The 15,351-nt window shown below is 75.0% G+C and carries 16 protein-coding genes; 9 read left to right on the top strand and 7 right to left on the bottom strand.

The window, feature by feature from the left end; translation table 11 throughout:
* Positions 1–87: 87 nt before the first annotated feature.
* On the bottom strand, positions 88–1,305 hold the full coding sequence (locus IPL61_17810; protein MBK9033096.1) for a hypothetical protein: 1,218 nt from the start codon (positions 1,303–1,305) through the stop codon (positions 88–90).
* Positions 1,306–1,496: 191 nt separating this feature from the next.
* On the opposite strand from IPL61_17810, the gene IPL61_17805 reads away from it, so the two are divergent.
* Positions 1,497–2,147, top strand: a complete 651-nt coding sequence (locus IPL61_17805) for a hypothetical protein (GenBank protein MBK9033095.1) — start codon at positions 1,497–1,499, stop codon at positions 2,145–2,147.
* Positions 2,148–2,152: 5 nt separating this feature from the next.
* On the opposite strand, the gene IPL61_17800 is transcribed toward IPL61_17805, so the two are convergent.
* Positions 2,153–4,294, bottom strand: a complete 2,142-nt coding sequence (locus IPL61_17800; protein MBK9033094.1) for a hypothetical protein — start codon at positions 4,292–4,294, stop codon at positions 2,153–2,155.
* The gene (locus tag IPL61_17795) at positions 4,284–5,390 is read right to left on the bottom strand and encodes a DUF3142 domain-containing protein (GenBank protein MBK9033093.1); all 1,107 of its coding nucleotides are present in this window, start codon (positions 5,388–5,390) and stop codon (positions 4,284–4,286) included. The genes IPL61_17800 and IPL61_17795 overlap by 11 nt, the downstream gene beginning before the upstream one ends.
* A 62-nt stretch (positions 5,391–5,452) precedes the next feature.
* Between IPL61_17795 and IPL61_17790 the strand changes: the two genes are divergently transcribed.
* From IPL61_17790 to eutL, 3 genes are read left to right on the top strand one after another with little or no spacing between them, the layout of a single operon-like run.
* On the top strand, positions 5,453–6,814 hold the full coding sequence (locus IPL61_17790; protein ID MBK9033092.1) for an ethanolamine ammonia-lyase subunit EutB: 1,362 nt from the start codon (positions 5,453–5,455) through the stop codon (positions 6,812–6,814).
* The gene (locus IPL61_17785) at positions 6,811–7,722 is read left to right on the top strand and encodes an ethanolamine ammonia-lyase subunit EutC (protein MBK9033091.1); all 912 of its coding nucleotides are present in this window, start codon (positions 6,811–6,813) and stop codon (positions 7,720–7,722) included. Before IPL61_17790 ends, IPL61_17785 begins: the two co-directional genes overlap by 4 nt.
* Entirely contained in the window at positions 7,719–8,390 is a 672-nt protein-coding gene (gene eutL / locus IPL61_17780; protein MBK9033090.1) for an ethanolamine utilization microcompartment protein EutL, read from the top strand. The genes IPL61_17785 and eutL overlap by 4 nt, the downstream gene beginning before the upstream one ends.
* Here eutL and IPL61_17775 read toward each other — a convergent pair.
* A complete protein-coding gene (locus tag IPL61_17775; protein MBK9033089.1) occupies positions 8,344–8,880 on the bottom strand; it encodes an MGMT family protein in 537 nt (178 codons plus the stop codon). The two genes, eutL and IPL61_17775, sit on opposite strands and share 47 nt — an antisense overlap.
* A gap of 42 nt (positions 8,881–8,922) precedes the next feature.
* Here IPL61_17775 and IPL61_17770 point away from each other — a divergent pair, with 42 nt between their 5' ends.
* The 5 genes from IPL61_17770 to IPL61_17750 all read left to right on the top strand — a co-directional run bounded on the left by IPL61_17770 (position 8,923) and on the right by IPL61_17750 (position 12,894).
* Positions 8,923–9,456: a YaeQ family protein gene (locus IPL61_17770; GenBank protein ID MBK9033088.1), complete on the top strand. Its 534-nt coding sequence runs from the start codon at positions 8,923–8,925 to the stop codon at positions 9,454–9,456.
* 27 nt (positions 9,457–9,483) lie between these two features.
* Positions 9,484–10,512 carry a thrombospondin type 3 repeat-containing protein gene (locus IPL61_17765; protein ID MBK9033087.1) on the top strand — a complete coding sequence of 343 codons (1,029 nt, stop codon included), beginning with the start codon at positions 9,484–9,486 and terminating at the stop codon, positions 10,510–10,512.
* Positions 10,509–11,441, top strand: a complete 933-nt coding sequence (locus IPL61_17760; protein ID MBK9033086.1) for an SAM-dependent methyltransferase — start codon at positions 10,509–10,511, stop codon at positions 11,439–11,441. The genes IPL61_17765 and IPL61_17760 overlap by 4 nt, the downstream gene beginning before the upstream one ends.
* A gap of 182 nt (positions 11,442–11,623) precedes the next feature.
* Positions 11,624–12,427 (top strand): hypothetical protein, encoded by an 804-nt coding sequence (locus IPL61_17755; GenBank protein MBK9033085.1) that lies wholly within the window; start codon positions 11,624–11,626, stop codon positions 12,425–12,427.
* Between the two features lie 5 nt (positions 12,428–12,432).
* Positions 12,433–12,894, top strand: a complete 462-nt coding sequence (locus tag IPL61_17750; protein MBK9033084.1) for a c-type cytochrome — start codon at positions 12,433–12,435, stop codon at positions 12,892–12,894.
* A 158-nt stretch (positions 12,895–13,052) separates the two neighbouring features.
* Here IPL61_17750 and IPL61_17745 read toward each other — a convergent pair whose 3' ends face one another.
* The 3 genes from IPL61_17745 to IPL61_17735 are packed head-to-tail and all read right to left on the bottom strand — an operon-like array spanning position 13,053 to position 15,304.
* Positions 13,053–13,820, bottom strand: coding sequence for an SDR family oxidoreductase (locus IPL61_17745; protein ID MBK9033083.1), 768 nt, complete (start codon positions 13,818–13,820; stop codon positions 13,053–13,055).
* A 57-nt stretch (positions 13,821–13,877) separates the two neighbouring features.
* Complete coding sequence (locus tag IPL61_17740; protein ID MBK9033082.1) at positions 13,878–14,948, bottom strand: alpha/beta fold hydrolase; 1,071 nt, start codon at positions 14,946–14,948, stop codon at positions 13,878–13,880.
* Between the two features lie 14 nt (positions 14,949–14,962).
* On the bottom strand, positions 14,963–15,304 hold the full coding sequence (locus IPL61_17735; protein ID MBK9033081.1) for a hypothetical protein: 342 nt from the start codon (positions 15,302–15,304) through the stop codon (positions 14,963–14,965).
* Between the last annotated feature and the right edge of the window lie 47 nt (positions 15,305–15,351).

Here is a 15,351-nt window from a genome sequence, read left to right as displayed (position 1 = left end):
CGCCATCGCACATCGACGGCGTGCCCGGATCGGCCAGGCCCTGGCGCCAGCGCCGCGTCGACCCGCGGCCGGATCCGCCTGGCGCGCTTACAGGAAGCGCGCCTCTTCGGTGCGGACCCACTCGGTCCCGGTGACCGGGATCGGCTGGCTGGCGACCCGACGCCCGGTGCCGATCTCGATGACGGTCAGCGCCAGCGGGTTGGTGGCGTTGCCCTCGCGCGAGCTCGGCGTCGCCGCGGCCGAGGTCTCGACCAGCGCGAACCGGCCGTCGGCCGAGACGTCGAAGAGCACGTTGGCGTCGTCGGCCAGGGTCCGGACCGCGCCGTCGACGATCGACACCGCGAGCAGCTTGCGCTCGGCCACGAGCAGGACGCTGCGGTGCGCGGCGCTGGTCTTGAAGCCGGCCTGCCACAGCGCGAAGGGTTCGGCGAAGGTGTAGACCCGGCGCGGCGCGCGGGTGGTCAGGTCGTAGAGCTCGATGTAGCCCTCGCGCTGCTCCGTGGGCTCGCGCCGGAACACCGCGACGGTGTTCTCGAGCAGCGCGATCGGCGCGCTGACCAGCAGCTTGGGGGCGACCACCGCCTTGCCGAGCTTGGGCAGCCGCGGCTTCTTGGTGACGCCGGGCGCGGGGACCGGCGGCATCGCCTCGACGTGGATGCCGTCCTTGGCGTCGTAGGCCCAGCGCTGGTGATCCGGCGTCGGCGCGGGCTCGGCGGCGAGGACCCGCTTGCGATCGAACACCAGCGTCGCCTTGGTCGGGTCGGCCAGCGGGACGCGGCGGACCTTGGTCGTGCTCTGGTGCAGCTCGAGCGTGTACAGGACCGAGCCGTCGACGGAGAACCGCCAGGCCTTCTCGAAGCACTTGATCGGCACGCAGGTCGGATCGCCCGGGACGATCGTGTCGACGCCGTGCGCGAAGGTGCCGATCGCGAGCACGATCGGCTGGTCCGAGGTCAAGGTCAGCGCGTGGCCGTCGAGCGTCACGGTGCGCGCGTCGCCGGCGACGCCCAGCGACAGCGCGAAGCGGCCGCTGCCCGGGTGCACCGCCGTGTCCACGCCCCAGTCGAGATCCCCGTACCGGGCCTTCCACCCACCGCGCGTGAGATCGACGGTGCCGAGCTCGTGCGGGTTGGCGCCGGGCTTGATGTGCTCGACGTGGTAGTAGACCCCGGGCGGGCCGGGCGGCGTCGGCGGCTTCGGCGTGGGCGCCGGCTTCGGCGGCGGCGGCTCGTCGGCCCGAGCGTCGAGGTCGGCGACCATCAGCGCCAGGGCCGCGGTGATCAGCGTCAGGGGCGGCGGATGCACAGCCCAGCGTAACCGAGATCGGCCGCGCCCTCGCGACCGATCCGCGCGGGCTCCGGCGGGACCTGCCGGAAATGGCCAGCCGACCGCCCAGGCGTGCGATTCAGGCGTAGCGTCTGGGGATGCGAGATCAACGACCTCGCTCCGGGTTCGATCTTCGGGGTCGGACGTGGGGCATCCGGCGCGTCGTCGCGGTGGCGGCGATCGCGCTCTTGAGCGCGGCGTGCAAGAAGCAAGAGCTGGGCGACTTCGACGAAAGGCAGGGCGGCATGGAACCGATGGGCATGATGTTCGGTGCGATGGAGAGCCTGGGCGCGCTGGTGTTCGCGCCGTTCTTCGTGTTCCTCGGCTACTGGTTCGTGTGCTTCTGGGACCGGCGCGAGGACCGGCCGTCGAAGGGCGACACCCAGCTCGGCACCAAGCTGATCCTGTGGTCGCTGATCCTCGCGGCCGCGATGATGATCGTCCTGGGCGGGCTCCAGCTGGTGTCGTTCATCCTGGGCGGCTTCAAGGGCGGCTCGGGCGTGGTCAAGAGCGCGCTCGCGACGATCGTGTCGGGCGCCGCGATCGGCGCGCCGCTGGCGCTGCTCGGCCTGCCGCGCACCAACAACGCCGCGTTCCCGCAGATCGAGCGGTTCGCCCTCGGGCTGTTCGGCTTCGGCAACGCCATGGGCGCCGCGGTGTCGCTGACGATGCTGATCAACGCGGTGTTCTTCGCCAAGGGCTGGCGCGCGAACATCGCGCCGAGCCTGTCGGCGCTGCTGGTCATGGGCGCGGCCGCCGGCGGCGCGCTGTGGCGCCACGGCATGCTGAGCGGCTGGTCCGCGCCGACCGCGGATCGCTGACCCGGTCAGGGCCGCGCGGCCGGGCGGCGCAGCCCGCGGCGAGCCACGATCACCGCCGCCGCGGCGGCGAGCAGGGTCGCGAGCGTCGCCCACGGCATCGCCCGGCGCGCGTGCCGGACCCGAGCGGCGATCCGGCGCATCCAGCGCGGGTGGCGCCGCGGCTCGAGCTGACCGCGGAAGGTGAGCTGGGCGTGGCGGGCGGCGGCGAAGTCGGGCTCGGGGCAGCCCTGGAAGGCGAAGGTCGCGTAGCCGTCAGCCCAGCACTGGATCGCGCGGCGGGCGTCGCTGCGGTAGGGCACCAGCTCGGCGGCGGCCCGCGCCAGATCGCGGGCGATCCGACGGTAGTGGTAGCGCTGGCCGTGGGCCGGCGCGCTGCCGAGCACCCGGGCCCGCTCGACGGCGGTGGCCTGCGCGATCGCCAGCGCCGGCGCGATGGCGGCGGGGGCGCCGTCGACGTCCGCTTCGGCGTCGCCCCTAGCGGCGGCGGCCTCGGCGGCGGCGGCCGCTGCCGTGGCGGCCTCTGCGGCGGCGTCATCAACATCGTCGGGGTCAGCCGGGTCATCGGTGGCGGCCTCGGCATCATCGTCGGGGTCGTAGCTGCCGTAGTCGGTCAGGTCGTACGCCCCGGCCCACGTCGCCCAGTCGGGCCCGTGCTCGGTGCCGAGGAGCTCCATGCCGCGGGTGCGCGCCAGCTTCGACGCGGCGAACAGCGCGGCGGCGCGGGCGATCGGATCGACCGTGCCCGCGGCCAGGTCCCGGTCGAGGGCGTAGGCCGCGGCGTTCACGCGCTCGTCCCACGGCAGCCACGGCAGCGCCGCGGCGTAGCGACCGACCCGCATCAGCCGGCGGCCGTACAGCGCGCGCAGCGACGCGGCGTCCACGACCTCGTAGTCGGCGGACAGGTCGTACGCGTCCTCGTCATCGCTGTCATCGCTGTCATCGCTGTCATCGCTGTCATCGGCGTCCGCGGGCGCGGCGGCCTCGGGCGGGAGGCCGGCGACGAACTGCCCCAGCTCGTCGAGCGTGAGCACGCGCTCGGCCAGGAAGATCGCGTCGCGGTAGGTGTGGCGCGCCGCCCAGGCCGCGGCCATCGCCGCCACCGGCCGATCGGCCGCGAGCTGCAGCACCGCGCACTCAGCGTGGGCGCGATCGCGGGGCAGGTACACGCCGCACCGGAAGTCCGGACACGCGGTCGTCGTCGGCAGCGCGGCGGCGGCGCTGCACACCAGGTCGCTGGCGGCGATGGCGTCGCCGGCGCGAGCCGCGAGCTTGCCGCGGACCCAGCGGTTGATCGGCGAGTCGGCCCCGCGCGCCGCCAGCGCCTCGGCCCGGGCCCAGGCGCCGTCGCGGTACGCAGCCGCGGCCAGGCGATCGGCGCCGTCGAGCTGCGGCGTCGCCACGACCGCCTCCCACACCCGCGCCCGCTGCGCCTCGGTCAGCTCGTCGCTGCGCGCGTACAGGTAGGCCGCCACCAGCCGCTGCCCGACCGGCGCCGCCAGGAGCTCGCGCTCGCGGCCCTCGGCCAGCCCGTCGGTCACCAGGTCCAGGAGCGCTCGGGCCGCGCCGGCGTGGCCGAGCGCGGCGTGCTGTGCGTACAGCTCGATCTGGCCGATCAGATCGTCGGTGAGCACGGCCTCGAGCCGCAGGCTGGTGGCCGCGAGCCCGTCGGGGTCGACGAAGCCGAGGTCGACCAGAGCGCGGACCTCGCGGTAGTAGGCGACGCCGGTGCCGGCGAGGTTGAGCCGGGCCAGGCTGTAGGCGGCCGAGGTCGACAGCTGCCGACGCAGCGGCGGCGGCAGCGCCAGCACCGCCAGGAACCAGCGCCGCGCGACCCGGCGCTCGCCGGCGTTGAACGCGCGCGCGCCCTCGGCGTAGAGCGTGCGCTCGAGCAGGCCGGGCGGCGGCAGCGGCGGCGCGTCGGCGGCCCGCGGGCGATAGGCCTCGTGGGCCGGCACCAGCAGCGCGGCCTCGTCGACGAAGATGCCCTCGGGCAGGCCGGCGATCGCGCCGCCGCGATCGGCGAGGAGCTCGGTCGGGAAGTCGGGGCCGCACGCGCGCGCGGGCCGAGCCGTGACCGCGACCGCCACGGCCAGCGCGCTGAGGGTGACGATCAGCGAGCGAGGTGAGCCAGGGGTGTCAGAGCGCATCGAGGGTGAGGTCCTTGCCCGTCGCCCAGCCGACGACGGTGGTGGCGCCGGGCGCGAGGTCGCGCGCCGGCGGGCTGAAGCGGCGGTCCGCGCGCGCGACGTAGCCGCCGATCAGCTCGGCGCCGTCGACGCCGCCGCCCAGCGCGAGCGCGGGCCACGGCGCCGGCACGTTGCCGGCGTTGCGCAGCACCAGATCGAAGCGCCCGGGCCCGGTGGCGATCACGTCGGCGGCGACCTCGGCGCGCAGCGGCGCGGCGCGGATCACCGCCACCAGGGTCGCGGTCGGCCAGGCCCGGGCGTCGCCCTCGACCGGCAGCCGGAACCAGACCACGCCGCGGACCGGCGGCCCGCCGCCGCGCTCGAGCCAGCGCACGAACGCCGCGACCTCGGTCGGGCGCGAGCGCGCGAGCGCGCCGTCGATCATCGCGTCGTAGGTCGGCAGCGCCACCCGCAGCGACGCCGCGGGCACCACCGCGGCGAACCGCGCCAGCGCCGATCGGGCCGCCGGGAGATCGAACAGGACCGGGGCCCGGACCGTGTGGACCTGCACGACGACCTCGTCGACGGCGGCGGCCACCGCGGCCACCGCCCGGCAGTCGGCCCAGGCCGGCAGCGCGGTGATCGAGAACCGCAGCGGCGCCGGCGGCCGGTTGGCCGCGAGCCAGCGCGCGTACGCCGGCAGGGCCGCGCTGGCGCAGTCGTGATCGATCTCGACGCCGGCGACCGCGACCCCGGCGGCGCGCCAGGCCTCGACCCGGGCCAGCACCGCGGCCATCGGCACCTGCTCGGGCAGGCGCGCGCCGGCGATCCGGACCACCGCGGTCACCGGGCGCGCCGACGCCACCAGCGCCGCGACGTCGACCTCGGGCCAGACCGCGCGATCGGCCTCGACCTCGACGGTCAGCACCCGCAGCGCGTCGAGCTCGGCCGGCGCGCCGGCGACCGCGGCCCGGACCGCGCCGGTCCAGCGCCGCTGCCAGACGTAGGCGTCGTGCTCGAGCGGCGTGGCCCGCGCGCGCGGGGGCGCCGGCGACCGCCCGCTGCCGATGACGACCGCGACCCCGATCGCCGCGATGATGGCCAGCCCCAGGCGCATGGCCCCCCAACGCGCAGCCCCCCGCGGCTATTCCACCCGCGCGCCGCGGTACAGTCACCGGCGTGGAGCTGGCTGCGACCATCCGCGGGGTCCGCTACCGATTCGCGTCGGTGAAGGAGCTGCTCGGCCGCGCCAACCCGCCCAAGAGCGGCGACGATCTGGCCGGCGTCTCGGCGCGCAGCGCGATCGAGCGGGTCGCGGCCCGGGCGGCGCTGGCCGATCTCACCCTGGCCGAGCTGCGGGCCAACCCGGTGGTGCCGTACGAGGACGACGAGGTCACGCGGGTGGTCGAGGACGATCTCGACGCCGCGGCCTACCAGGCGGTCGCGCACCTGACGGTCGGCCAGTTCCGCGAGTGGCTGCTCGAGACCTCGACCTCGGGCGCGACCCTGCGCGCGGTGGCGCCGGGGCTGACGCCCGAGATGGCGGCGTCGGTGTGCAAGCTGATGTCGAACCTCGACCTGATGACGGTCGCGGCCAAGTGCGAGGTGGTGGTGCGCGCCAACAACACGCTGGGCCTGGCCGGCCGGCTGTCATCGCGGGTCCAGCCCAACCACCCGACCGACGACGTCGACGGCATCCTGGCGTCGGCGCGCGAGGGCCTGGCCTACGGCTGCGGCGACGCGGTCATCGGCGTCAACCCGGCCACCGACACGCCGGCGTCGACCGCGGCGATCCTCACCGCCCTCGACGCGCTGTGCACGCAGCACGCGATCCCGACCCAGCACTGCGTGCTGTCGCACGTGACCGTGCAGATGCAGGCGCTGGCGCTCGGCTGCCCGATGGACCTGATGTTCCAGTCGCTGGCCGGGACCGAGGCCGGCAACCGCGCGTTCGGCGTGTCGGTGGCCCTGCTCGACGAGGCCTGGGCGATGATGAAGGCCCAGGGCACCGCGGCCGGGCCCAACGTCATGTACTTCGAGACCGGCCAGGGCTCGGCCCTGTCGAGCGCCGCCCACCACGGCGCCGACCAGCTCACGATCGAGGCCCGCTGCTACGGCCTGGCCCGCCGCTACCGGCCGTTCCTGGTCAACACCGTCGTCGGCTTCATCGGCCCCGAGTACCTCGAGGACGGGCCCCAGATCACCCGGGCCGCGCTCGAGGACCACTTCATGGGCAAGCTCCTGGGCCTGCCGATGGGCTGTGACGCGTGCTTCACCTACCATGCGCGCATGAGCCAGGACGAGCTCGAGAGCACCAAGGTGCTCCTGGCCGCGGCCGGCTGCACCTACCTCATGAGCCTGCCGGTCGGCGACGACATCATGCTCAACTACCAGTCGACCAGCTTCCACGACATCCCGAGCGTGCGCCGGCTGCTCGGCAAGCGCCCGACGCCGGAGTTCGACGCGTGGTGCGAGGCCAAGGGCATCACCCGGGACGGCGCGCCCGGGCCGCGGTTCGGCGACGCGACGGTGGTGCGATGAGCGGGAGCCTGACCCGAGCGCTGGTGGCCGAGGTCCGCGCGCGCCGCGGCGCCAGCGATCCGATGCCGCCGCGGATCGTCCTGCCGCCGGTCGTGGCGCCGCCGGCCCGGGTCTACGCGCCGCGGCGGCCGCCGCTGGCGCCGGGCGCCGGCAGCGACCACACCACCGCGCTGCTCGGCATCGGCCACGTCGGCACCCGCTACGCCACCGACGTCGTGCTGCAGTTCCAGGCCGAGCTCGCGGTCGCGCACGAGGCGGTCGCGGCCGAGCTCACCGACGGCTGGGCCCGCGACCACGGGTTCCTGGCGCTCCAGACCCGGGTCGCCGATCACCGCGAGTTCCTGCTGCGTCCGGATCTCGGACGTCGACTGGCGGCCGAGTCGCTCGAGCGCCTGCGCGCGCACGCGCCCACCGGCGTCGACGTCCAGGTGATCCTCGCCGACGGCCTGTCGGCCAGCGCGTGCATGCAGGCCGGGCCGACCCTGTACCAGGCGGTCGTCGACGCGGTGCGCGCGCGCGGGCTGACGGTCGGCGCGCCGGTGTGCGCGCGGTTCGCGCGGGTCTGGCTCGAGGACGAGATCGGGCAGGAGGTCGGCGCCAAGGTCGCGATGATCTTGCTGGGCGAGCGGCCCGGGCTCGGCACCGGCGACGGCCTGTCGGCGTACCTGGTCCACGCGCCGGCGCTGGGCAAGACCGACGGCGATCGCAACATGATGAGCAACCTGCACGCGCGCGGCACGCCGCCCGAGGACGCGGCGCCGCGGCTCGCGGCCCTGGCCCAGGCGATGATCGCCCAGGGCACGAGCGGCGTCGGCCTCGATCTCGGCCAGGTCGACGCGGTGATCGAGCGCGGCTACCGCGCGCCGCAGGTGCGGCAGCGGCTGGTCGAGCGCGGGGGCGGCCGATGAGCCTGCTCGAGCCGATCGTCCCGACGCTCTTGTCGGTGCGGCGCATCCCCGGGGCCGACCCGGCGCTGCTGCGCGCGTACGGCGCCGACCCCGCGCGCCACACCTCGCTGGGCCTGGTCACGTGCGATCAGGACGACGCGCTCTACGTCGCGCTCGACGAGGCCACCAAGCACGCCGCGGTCGACGTGGTGTTCGCGCGGAGCTTCTACGCCGGCGCCGGCCACGCCTCGGGCAAGCTCTCGGGCGAGATCCTGGGCGTGCTCGCCGCGGCCGAGCCGCAGTCGATCGAGGACGGCCTGGCGGCGCTGGCCGCGTGCCTGGCCCACGACGCGTGCTTCTACGACGCCGACGGCGCCCGCGGCGTGACCGTGTTCCCGCACGTGATCGGCTCGCTCGGGCACTACCTGGCGCGCGCGAGCGGCCTCGCGGTCGGCGAGTGCATGGCCTACCTGGTGGCGCCGCCGCTCGAGGCCACGCTCGGCTTCGACGCCGCGCTCAAGGCCGCGGCGGTGCGCGCCGTCAAGATCGTGGCGCCGCCGACCGAGACCAACTTCGCGTGCGCGTGGCTGACCGGCGAGCGCCCCGGCGACCTGGCGGCGTGCGCGGCCGCGGCGGCGGCGTTCATCGACGCGGTGGTCGACGTGGCGGCGCGGCCACACGCGCGCTAGCGCCGGCGCCGATCGACTTCTTGGTCAGCGGCGGCGGCGTCCAGGCGAAGTGGCTGATCTCGGTGACCCGCGGGATCTTGCCGAGGAACAGCACGGTCACGTCGTCGGCGGCGAGCCGGCGGGCCTGGGCCGGGAACCCGCCCGGCAAGGCCTCGATCAGCGCGCCGTCGTCGTGCACCACCCGCCAGTACGGCGCCAGCGGGCCGCGGCCGGCCGCGCGCTCCTCCTCGGCGGCCTCGGCCACGACGTGCAGGAAGGCCTCGGTGGTGGTCGGCTCGGCGAAGTCGGCGCGGTGGGCCCGGGCCAGGCTGGCGCGCAGCGCGCCCAGCACCAGCACCTTGCCCTCGGGGATGCGCCGCACCAGCGCGTCGATCTCGATCGGTGACGAGATCAACATCTTGCCGGCCGGGGCCCCGGGCCGCGCCACGAGGTGCTGCTCGACCCGCGGCGGATCGCAGCCGTCGCGCGTGTCGATCGCCGATCGCGTCATGGCCGCCACCATACCTGGCCGCCGAGGGCGCTACCATCGGCCATGGCCCTGACCGCGACCATGCGGCGCTTCGACGTCGCCCTCGCCGACAGCGACCGCGGCGTCTACGAGACCCTGGCGCTGCGCGTCGCCCAGCACCCGTCCGAGAGCGAGCGCTACCTGGTGGCGCGCCTGCTCGCGCGCGCGCTCGAGCACGCCGAGGGCGTCGACTTCTCGCGCGGGCTCGCGGTCGACGACGAGCCGGCGCTGTGGCAGCGCGACCTGCGCGGCGACCTGCAGGCGTGGATCGAGGTCGGCCTGCCCAGCGCCGACCGCCTGCACCGGGCCAGCAAGGCCTGCCGCCGGGTCGCGGTCTACGGCTGGCGCAACCTGGTCGGCCTCGCCGCCGAGCTGCAGGAGCGCAAGGTCCACAAGGCCGACGCGATCGAGCTGTACGCGCTGGCGCCCGAGCTCCTCGACGCGATCGCCGCGACCCTCGACCGCAACAACACCTGGGAGCTGTCGGTGGCCGGCGGCACGATCTACCTGGCGGTCGGCGACAAGCAGCACGAGGGCACGGTCACGCGCGTCAGCTGACCGCGGCTGCGGTATCCTGCGCGGGTCGTGCGCCGTCCTCCGCTGTCGATGCTGGTGGTGTCTGCGCTGGTCGGCGCGGGCTGCAACCAGGTGCTGGGGATCGATCAGGTCCACCTCGTCGACGCGCTCGGGGGCGACGACGGGGCGGTCGGCGACGGCGCCGGCCCCGACGGGACGGACGGCGACGCCGCGATCAACGACCGCGACGGCGACACCGTGCCCGACGACATCGACAACTGTCCCGACGTGGCCAACCGGCTGCAGCGCGACACCGACGGCGACCGGCTGGGCGATCTGTGCGACAGCTGCCCGAACGTCGCGGTCACCACGCCGGCCAACGTCGACGGCGACGGCCTCGATGACGCCTGCGACCTCGACCTGACCGCGCGCCAGTGCATCGCCTGGTTCGATCCGTTCAGGGGCACGAGCGCGGCGCACTACACCGTGCCGTCCAACGGCCACGACAACGGCGCGTGGGTGTTCGCCGACGACGGCCTGCGCCAGGACGCGGCCGCGACCAGCGACGCGCTGCTCGTGACCACCGCCACCTTCGCCGCGCCGCGGGTGCGCGTGGCCGCGACCGTGCTCACGACCATGCCGCCCGCCAACGACGCCGGCGTCAACCCCGACTTCTACAACGTCGGCCTGTGGCTGCACGTCACGCCCACCAGCCACCCGCTGCCCGACGGGTGCCTGGTCGAGGTGACCGATCCGGTCTCGGCCGCCCCCGCGAGCCTGTCGCTGGTGCGCACGGTCAACGGCGCGGCCACGAGCACGTCGGGGCCGGTGCCGATCGGCGCCGCGCTGGTCAGCGGCGCATTGGTCGCGATCACCGGCGGCGCCACGACCACGGCCCTTTCCGGGTTCGGCGAGATCGTCCCGGTGTCGGTCGCCACGGCGACCTCGACCGCGTGCACCGGGCTGGGCACCCGGGTCGGCCTGCGCACGCGGTTCACCCGGGTCCGGTTCGACTCCCTGCTGATCACCGACGTGAACCCGACCGCGTGCCCGCCCGCGCCGGCCCCGTGCGCCTGCCCGCCCCCGCCCGAGCTGTGACCACCGCCCGCGATCACTGGGCCCAGGCGGTCGCGGCCCGCGCGGCCGCGCACTGGACGCCGACGCGGACCGACGAGTTCCTGCGCGGCAAGGCGGTGGCCGTGCGCCCGGCCGAGGGCGCGGTGCTGCTGCGCGGCCTCGGCATCGCCGACGATCACGGCGTGATCCCGCCGCAGCGGGTCGGCAAGTACTTCCAGGTCAACCACATGGTCGCGACCGTGGCGCCGGCGCTGGCCGAGCTGCGCGCGCGCCACCCGGCGCTCGGCATCGTCGACGCCGGCTGCGGCCGCTCGTACCTGACGACCGTGCTCGCGTGGTGCGGCGCTCACGTCTGGGCGCACCGCATCGACGTGCTCGGCGTCGATCGCAACGCCGCGGTGATCGCCGAGAGCCAGCGCCGGGTCGACGCGATCGGCCTGACCGAGCGCGTGCGCTACGTCGCCGGCGACCTCGCGCGGGCCGACGTCGCCGCCGCCTGGACCGCGGCGTTTCCGGACGGCGCGATCCACGCGGTCGTGGCCCTGCACGCGTGCGACACCGCGACCTGCGCCGCGATCGCCCTGGGCGTCGAGCTCGACGCGGCGCTGATCGCCGTGGCGCCGTGCTGCCAGGCCGAGCTAGCCCAGGGCTGGCGCGCGCTGACCGACGCCGGCGCGGCCGGGGCGCTGGCGCCGCTGTGGGGCGCGCCGCACCTGCGCCGCGAGACCGCCGCCCACGTCACCGATCTGATGCGGCTGCTGCTCCTGCGCGCGCGCGGCTACCAGGCCACCGCGCTCGAGTTCGTCCCGCACGAGCACACCCGCAAGAACACGCTGCTGCGCGCGATCCGCGGCCTGAGCCCGGATCGCGAGGCCGCGCGGCAATACCAGGCGCTGGTCGACGCGACCGGCGGCGTCGGCCTGGGCCTGGCGGCGCGCCTGGCGCTGTGACGGCGTCGACGCGCCTCACAAGTGCGGCGGCGACCTGCGCCTGGCGCTGTGACGGCGCCGACACGCCTCACAAATGCGGCGGCGACCTGGGCCTGGCGGCGCGCCTGGCGCTGTGACGGCGCCGACACGCTCGACCTCGCAAATCCGCGTCTCGGCGGCCCAGCTGTGGTAGATGGCGCGTCATGTCGACCCCCGCGTCGCGGGCCCCCAAGCTGCGCCTGGCGCTCCAGCCGCTGATCGTGAAGCTGTACAAGCTCGTCGGGATCGCGGCCCTCGCGATCATCCTGGTCGGGCTGATCGCGTACGTGGTCGTCAACCTCTACTACTTCCTCGACCACACCTGGGTGCGGCCGGTGATCCTGTCGCCGCGCCACGACAAGGTGGCCCTGGCGACCCGCGAGCTGGCGGTGGCCGAGGAGCGGCTGGCCACGCTCGAGGTCGACCGCGCCCGCACCGCGTCCGAGCTGGCCCGGATCGATCGCACGATCGCCGCGAGCCAGGCGTTCGAGGATGAGGTCGGCCCGGCCATCACCGCGGCCGGCCACGGGGCCGCGACCGCGACGGCGCGGCGCGAGCTCGACCGCGCGATCCTCGAGCGCGAGGGCGCGGCCGACGACCGGGTCGCGGCCGAGCTGGCCGCGCGCACGCTCGATCGCCAGATCGCCGACCAGAAGACGCAGATCGCCCGGCTGTCGACCTCGTACTTCTTGAAGGCCCGCGCGGCCGAGGTCGTCGTCGGGTTCGTCCCGTACGAGAACCTCGGCAACGCCCGCCCGGGCACGACCCTGTACCGCTGCAAGTGGGGCCTGGTGCGCTGCAGCGCCGTCGGCAAGGTCGTGTCGATCCTCGAGGGCGAGGTCACCGAGCACCACCCGCACAACGGCGCCACCAAGCGGGGCGTGATGATCGAGCTGCACCTGACCGACGCCGACGCCGGCCAGGACACGGTGCTGTTCGCGGGCGCCAAGCCGTTCTGGATCCTGTGACCGCGATGATGGCACGCACGCTGTTGCTGATCGCCCTGCTCGTGGCCGCGTGCTCGAGCAAGGGCGACGCGCCGCCGGCCGCGGCGCCGCCGCCGGTCGCGCCGATCGCGGCCCGCCCGCCGACCGCCGGCTCGATGACCGCGCCGGTCGCGGTGACGCCGGCCAGCGAGGCCCGGAAGATCTTCGCCAGCCGGTGCGCGATGTGCCACGGCGTCGGCGGTCGCGGCGACGGCGCCGCGGCGCTGTCGATGAACCCGCGCCCGCGCGACTACACCGACGCGACCTGGCAGGCCGCGGTGACCGACGCCGACCTGACCCGGACGATCGTCGCCGGCGGCGCCGCGGTCGGGCTGAACTCGATGATGCCGGCCGCCACCGACCTGCAGGACAAGCCGGCGGTCGTGGAAGAGCTGGTCAAGCTGATCCGCGGGTTCAGCGGCACCGCCGCCGCGCCCGCCGCGCGCTAGCGCCGGAGCTGCTGCGGGCGAGCACCGACCCACGCGGCGGGAGTTCGCGTCCTGGGAGGCGCCGTCGGGGTCGCCCGAGCGCCGGTTCCCCGGCACCTGCCCGCTGGCGTCGGCCCCACCAAACCCCGGGCTGGCGGGCGTCGCGACGCCCGCGCGCGTCACATCACCAGCCCGCCGTCGACGTCGATGGTGCGGCCGTTGAAGTAGTCGCACTCGAGCACGAACTTGACCGCGACCCAGATGTCCTCGGGCACGCCGATGCGGCCGACCGGGATGTTGGCCACCAGCGCGTCGCGCGCCTTCTGGTTCATGCCCTGGGTCATCGGGGTCTCGATCATGCCCGGCGCGACCGCGCCGACGCGGATGCCGAACTGACCGAACTCGCGCATCCAGGTCACGGTGTTGGCGGCGAGCGCGGCCTTGGCGGCCGAGTAGTTCGACTGGCCGCGGTTGCCGTGGCGGGCCACCGACGACATGTTGACGATCACGCCCGGGCGCTGCTCGGTCTCGACCATCTTGGCCACGACGTCGCGGACCATGTAGGTCGCGCCGGTCAGGTTGACGCCGATGACCGCGTCCCACTGCTCCTTGGTCATCTTGGTGATCGCGCCGGTGGTGCGGTCCTTCTTGACGAGCAGGCCGTCGCGCAGGATGCCGGCGTTGTTGATGAGGCCGTTGAGGCCGCCCATCGCGCCGTTGGCCCACTCGACGAACCCGCCGACGTCGGCCTCGCTGGCCACGTCGAGCTTGCGGACGTGGACCTTGCCGGGCAGGCCCTGGCACGACTCGGCCAGCGCGGCCAGGCCGTCGTCCTTGACGTCGCCGGCGGCGACCTGGGCGCCAGCCTCGGCGAGGCGACGCGCGAAGTGCGCGCCCATGCCCTGGGCCGCGCCGGTGACGATGATCTTGAGATCGGACAGCTTCATGGAATTTCTCGTCGGAAAGGGGTGGCTGGCGCAGGGCGCCGCGCTGGTGCGCGGACCTTACGCCGTCGTCAGGCGGGCGTCGAGCCAGCGGGCCAGGGCCGGGTACAGCTCGCGCGCGGCGCGGCCGCCGACCACGGCGCCGACGTGGCCGCCGGGCACGCGCAGCGTGGTCTTGTCGCTGGTGGCGACGTGATCGAGCAGCGCGGTCGCGGCCGCCGGCGGGCAGATCGTGTCGCGGTCGGCGACGATCACCGCGGTCGGGCAGCGGATCGCGTCGAGCTTGACCGCGCGGCCGAGCGCGCGGTGGGTGCCGGCGACCAGGCGGTTGTCCTGGTACAGCTCGCCGATGTACGTGCGGTAGGCGGCGGCCGGGAACGGGATGTTGTCGCTGGCCCAGGCGTCGAGCGCGCGGAAGCCCGCGTGCGCGACCGGGTCGAGCGTCAGCTCGGGCATCCCCACCCACTTGGCCAGCTCGATCGTCGGCCGCAGCGCGGTGAAGCCCGACTGCATCTGCTCGGGTGAGACGTTGCCGGCGTCGGCGATCGCGTCGGCGTCGAACCAGCGGCGGTCGACCATCGTCCGGAGCAGGCCGCCCTGGGCGAAGTCGATCGGCCCGGCCAGGTCGACCAGCGCGGCGATGCGCGCCGGGTGGAGCGCGGCGTAGATCGTGGCGAGCGTGCCGCCCATGCAGTAGCCGAGCAGGCCGACCGAGGTCGCGCCGGCGGTGCGCAGCGTGCGGCGCACCATGCGGTCGAGCCGCGCCAGGGTGTCGTCCCAGGTGCGGTAGCGGTCCTCGTCCTCGGGCGCGCCCCAGTCGAGGCAGAACACGTCGAGGCCGGCCTCGACCAGGGCCGCGATCAAGCTGGCGCCGGGGCGCAGGTCGAGCACGTACCACTGGTTGATGAGCGACGGCACCAGCAGGATCGGCTTGCCGCGGCGCGGGCCGGCGCCGACGAAGCGGTACAGCGACGCGGTGCCCTCGCGGGCGATCACGTCCTTCGGGGTCGGCATGAGGACCGGCGCCGGCCGCGCGGCGCTGGCGCCGGTGGCGTCGGCGGCCGCGTCGGTGGCGATTGCGGCCAGGTCACGGACCAGGCGCTGGGCGATGGCGATCGGCGTCGGGGTCATCGATCCCTCGCGGCTCAGGCCTTGGGCGCGAACGCGTCGGCGGTGCGCTGCACGGCCTCGAGCGACAGCTTGCGCCACTCGCTCGAGAGCTGGCCGAAGTAGGAGATCGAGTCGCCGGCGAGGCGCGCCAGCTCGTCGACGGCGACGCGGGCCCGGGCGATCGCGACGCCCTCGTAGGTGGCCAGCTCGCCCATCATCGCCTGGGTGCGGGCGATCTGGTCGCGCATCATCTGGGCGAACACGTCGGGCATGGCCGGCATGGCGAACGGGAAGTCGAACGGCGACCTGGCCTTGCTGGCGGTGCTGGCGGTGGCGTTGCTGGTGGTGTTGGTGTCGGTGTCGGCTTGCTTGCTCATCTTCATTCCTCCGTGGCGCCCACCATAGGGACGGCGCGGGGGGAGGT

The sequence above is a fragment of the Myxococcales bacterium genome (genome assembly GCA_016717005.1).
Taxonomy (GTDB): Bacteria; Myxococcota_A; Polyangia; order Haliangiales; family Haliangiaceae; genus UBA2376.
The sequence above is the reverse complement of the archived record's forward strand: the minus strand, read 5'-3'. Positions and strand labels throughout refer to the sequence as shown.

Coding starts and splice junctions, on each gene's coding strand:
- IPL61_17740 (MBK9033082.1), bottom strand. CDS start 14,948: ATGACCCCGACGCCGATCGCCATCGCCCAGCGCCTGGTCCGTGACCTG.
- IPL61_17800 (MBK9033094.1), bottom strand. CDS start 4,294: ATGCGCTCTGACACCCCTGGCTCACCTCGCTCGCTGATCGTCACCCTC.
- IPL61_17755 (MBK9033085.1), top strand. CDS start 11,624: ATGTCGACCCCCGCGTCGCGGGCCCCCAAGCTGCGCCTGGCGCTCCAG.
- eutL (MBK9033090.1), top strand. CDS start 7,719: ATGAGCCTGCTCGAGCCGATCGTCCCGACGCTCTTGTCGGTGCGGCGC.
- IPL61_17745 (MBK9033083.1), bottom strand. CDS start 13,820: ATGAAGCTGTCCGATCTCAAGATCATCGTCACCGGCGCGGCCCAGGGC.
- IPL61_17775 (MBK9033089.1), bottom strand. CDS start 8,880: ATGACGCGATCGGCGATCGACACGCGCGACGGCTGCGATCCGCCGCGG.
- IPL61_17750 (MBK9033084.1), top strand. CDS start 12,433: ATGATGGCACGCACGCTGTTGCTGATCGCCCTGCTCGTGGCCGCGTGC.
- IPL61_17795 (MBK9033093.1), bottom strand. CDS start 5,390: ATGCGCCTGGGGCTGGCCATCATCGCGGCGATCGGGGTCGCGGTCGTC.
- IPL61_17735 (MBK9033081.1), bottom strand. CDS start 15,304: ATGAGCAAGCAAGCCGACACCGACACCAACACCACCAGCAACGCCACC.
- IPL61_17785 (MBK9033091.1), top strand. CDS start 6,811: ATGAGCGGGAGCCTGACCCGAGCGCTGGTGGCCGAGGTCCGCGCGCGC.
- IPL61_17770 (MBK9033088.1), top strand. CDS start 8,923: ATGGCCCTGACCGCGACCATGCGGCGCTTCGACGTCGCCCTCGCCGAC.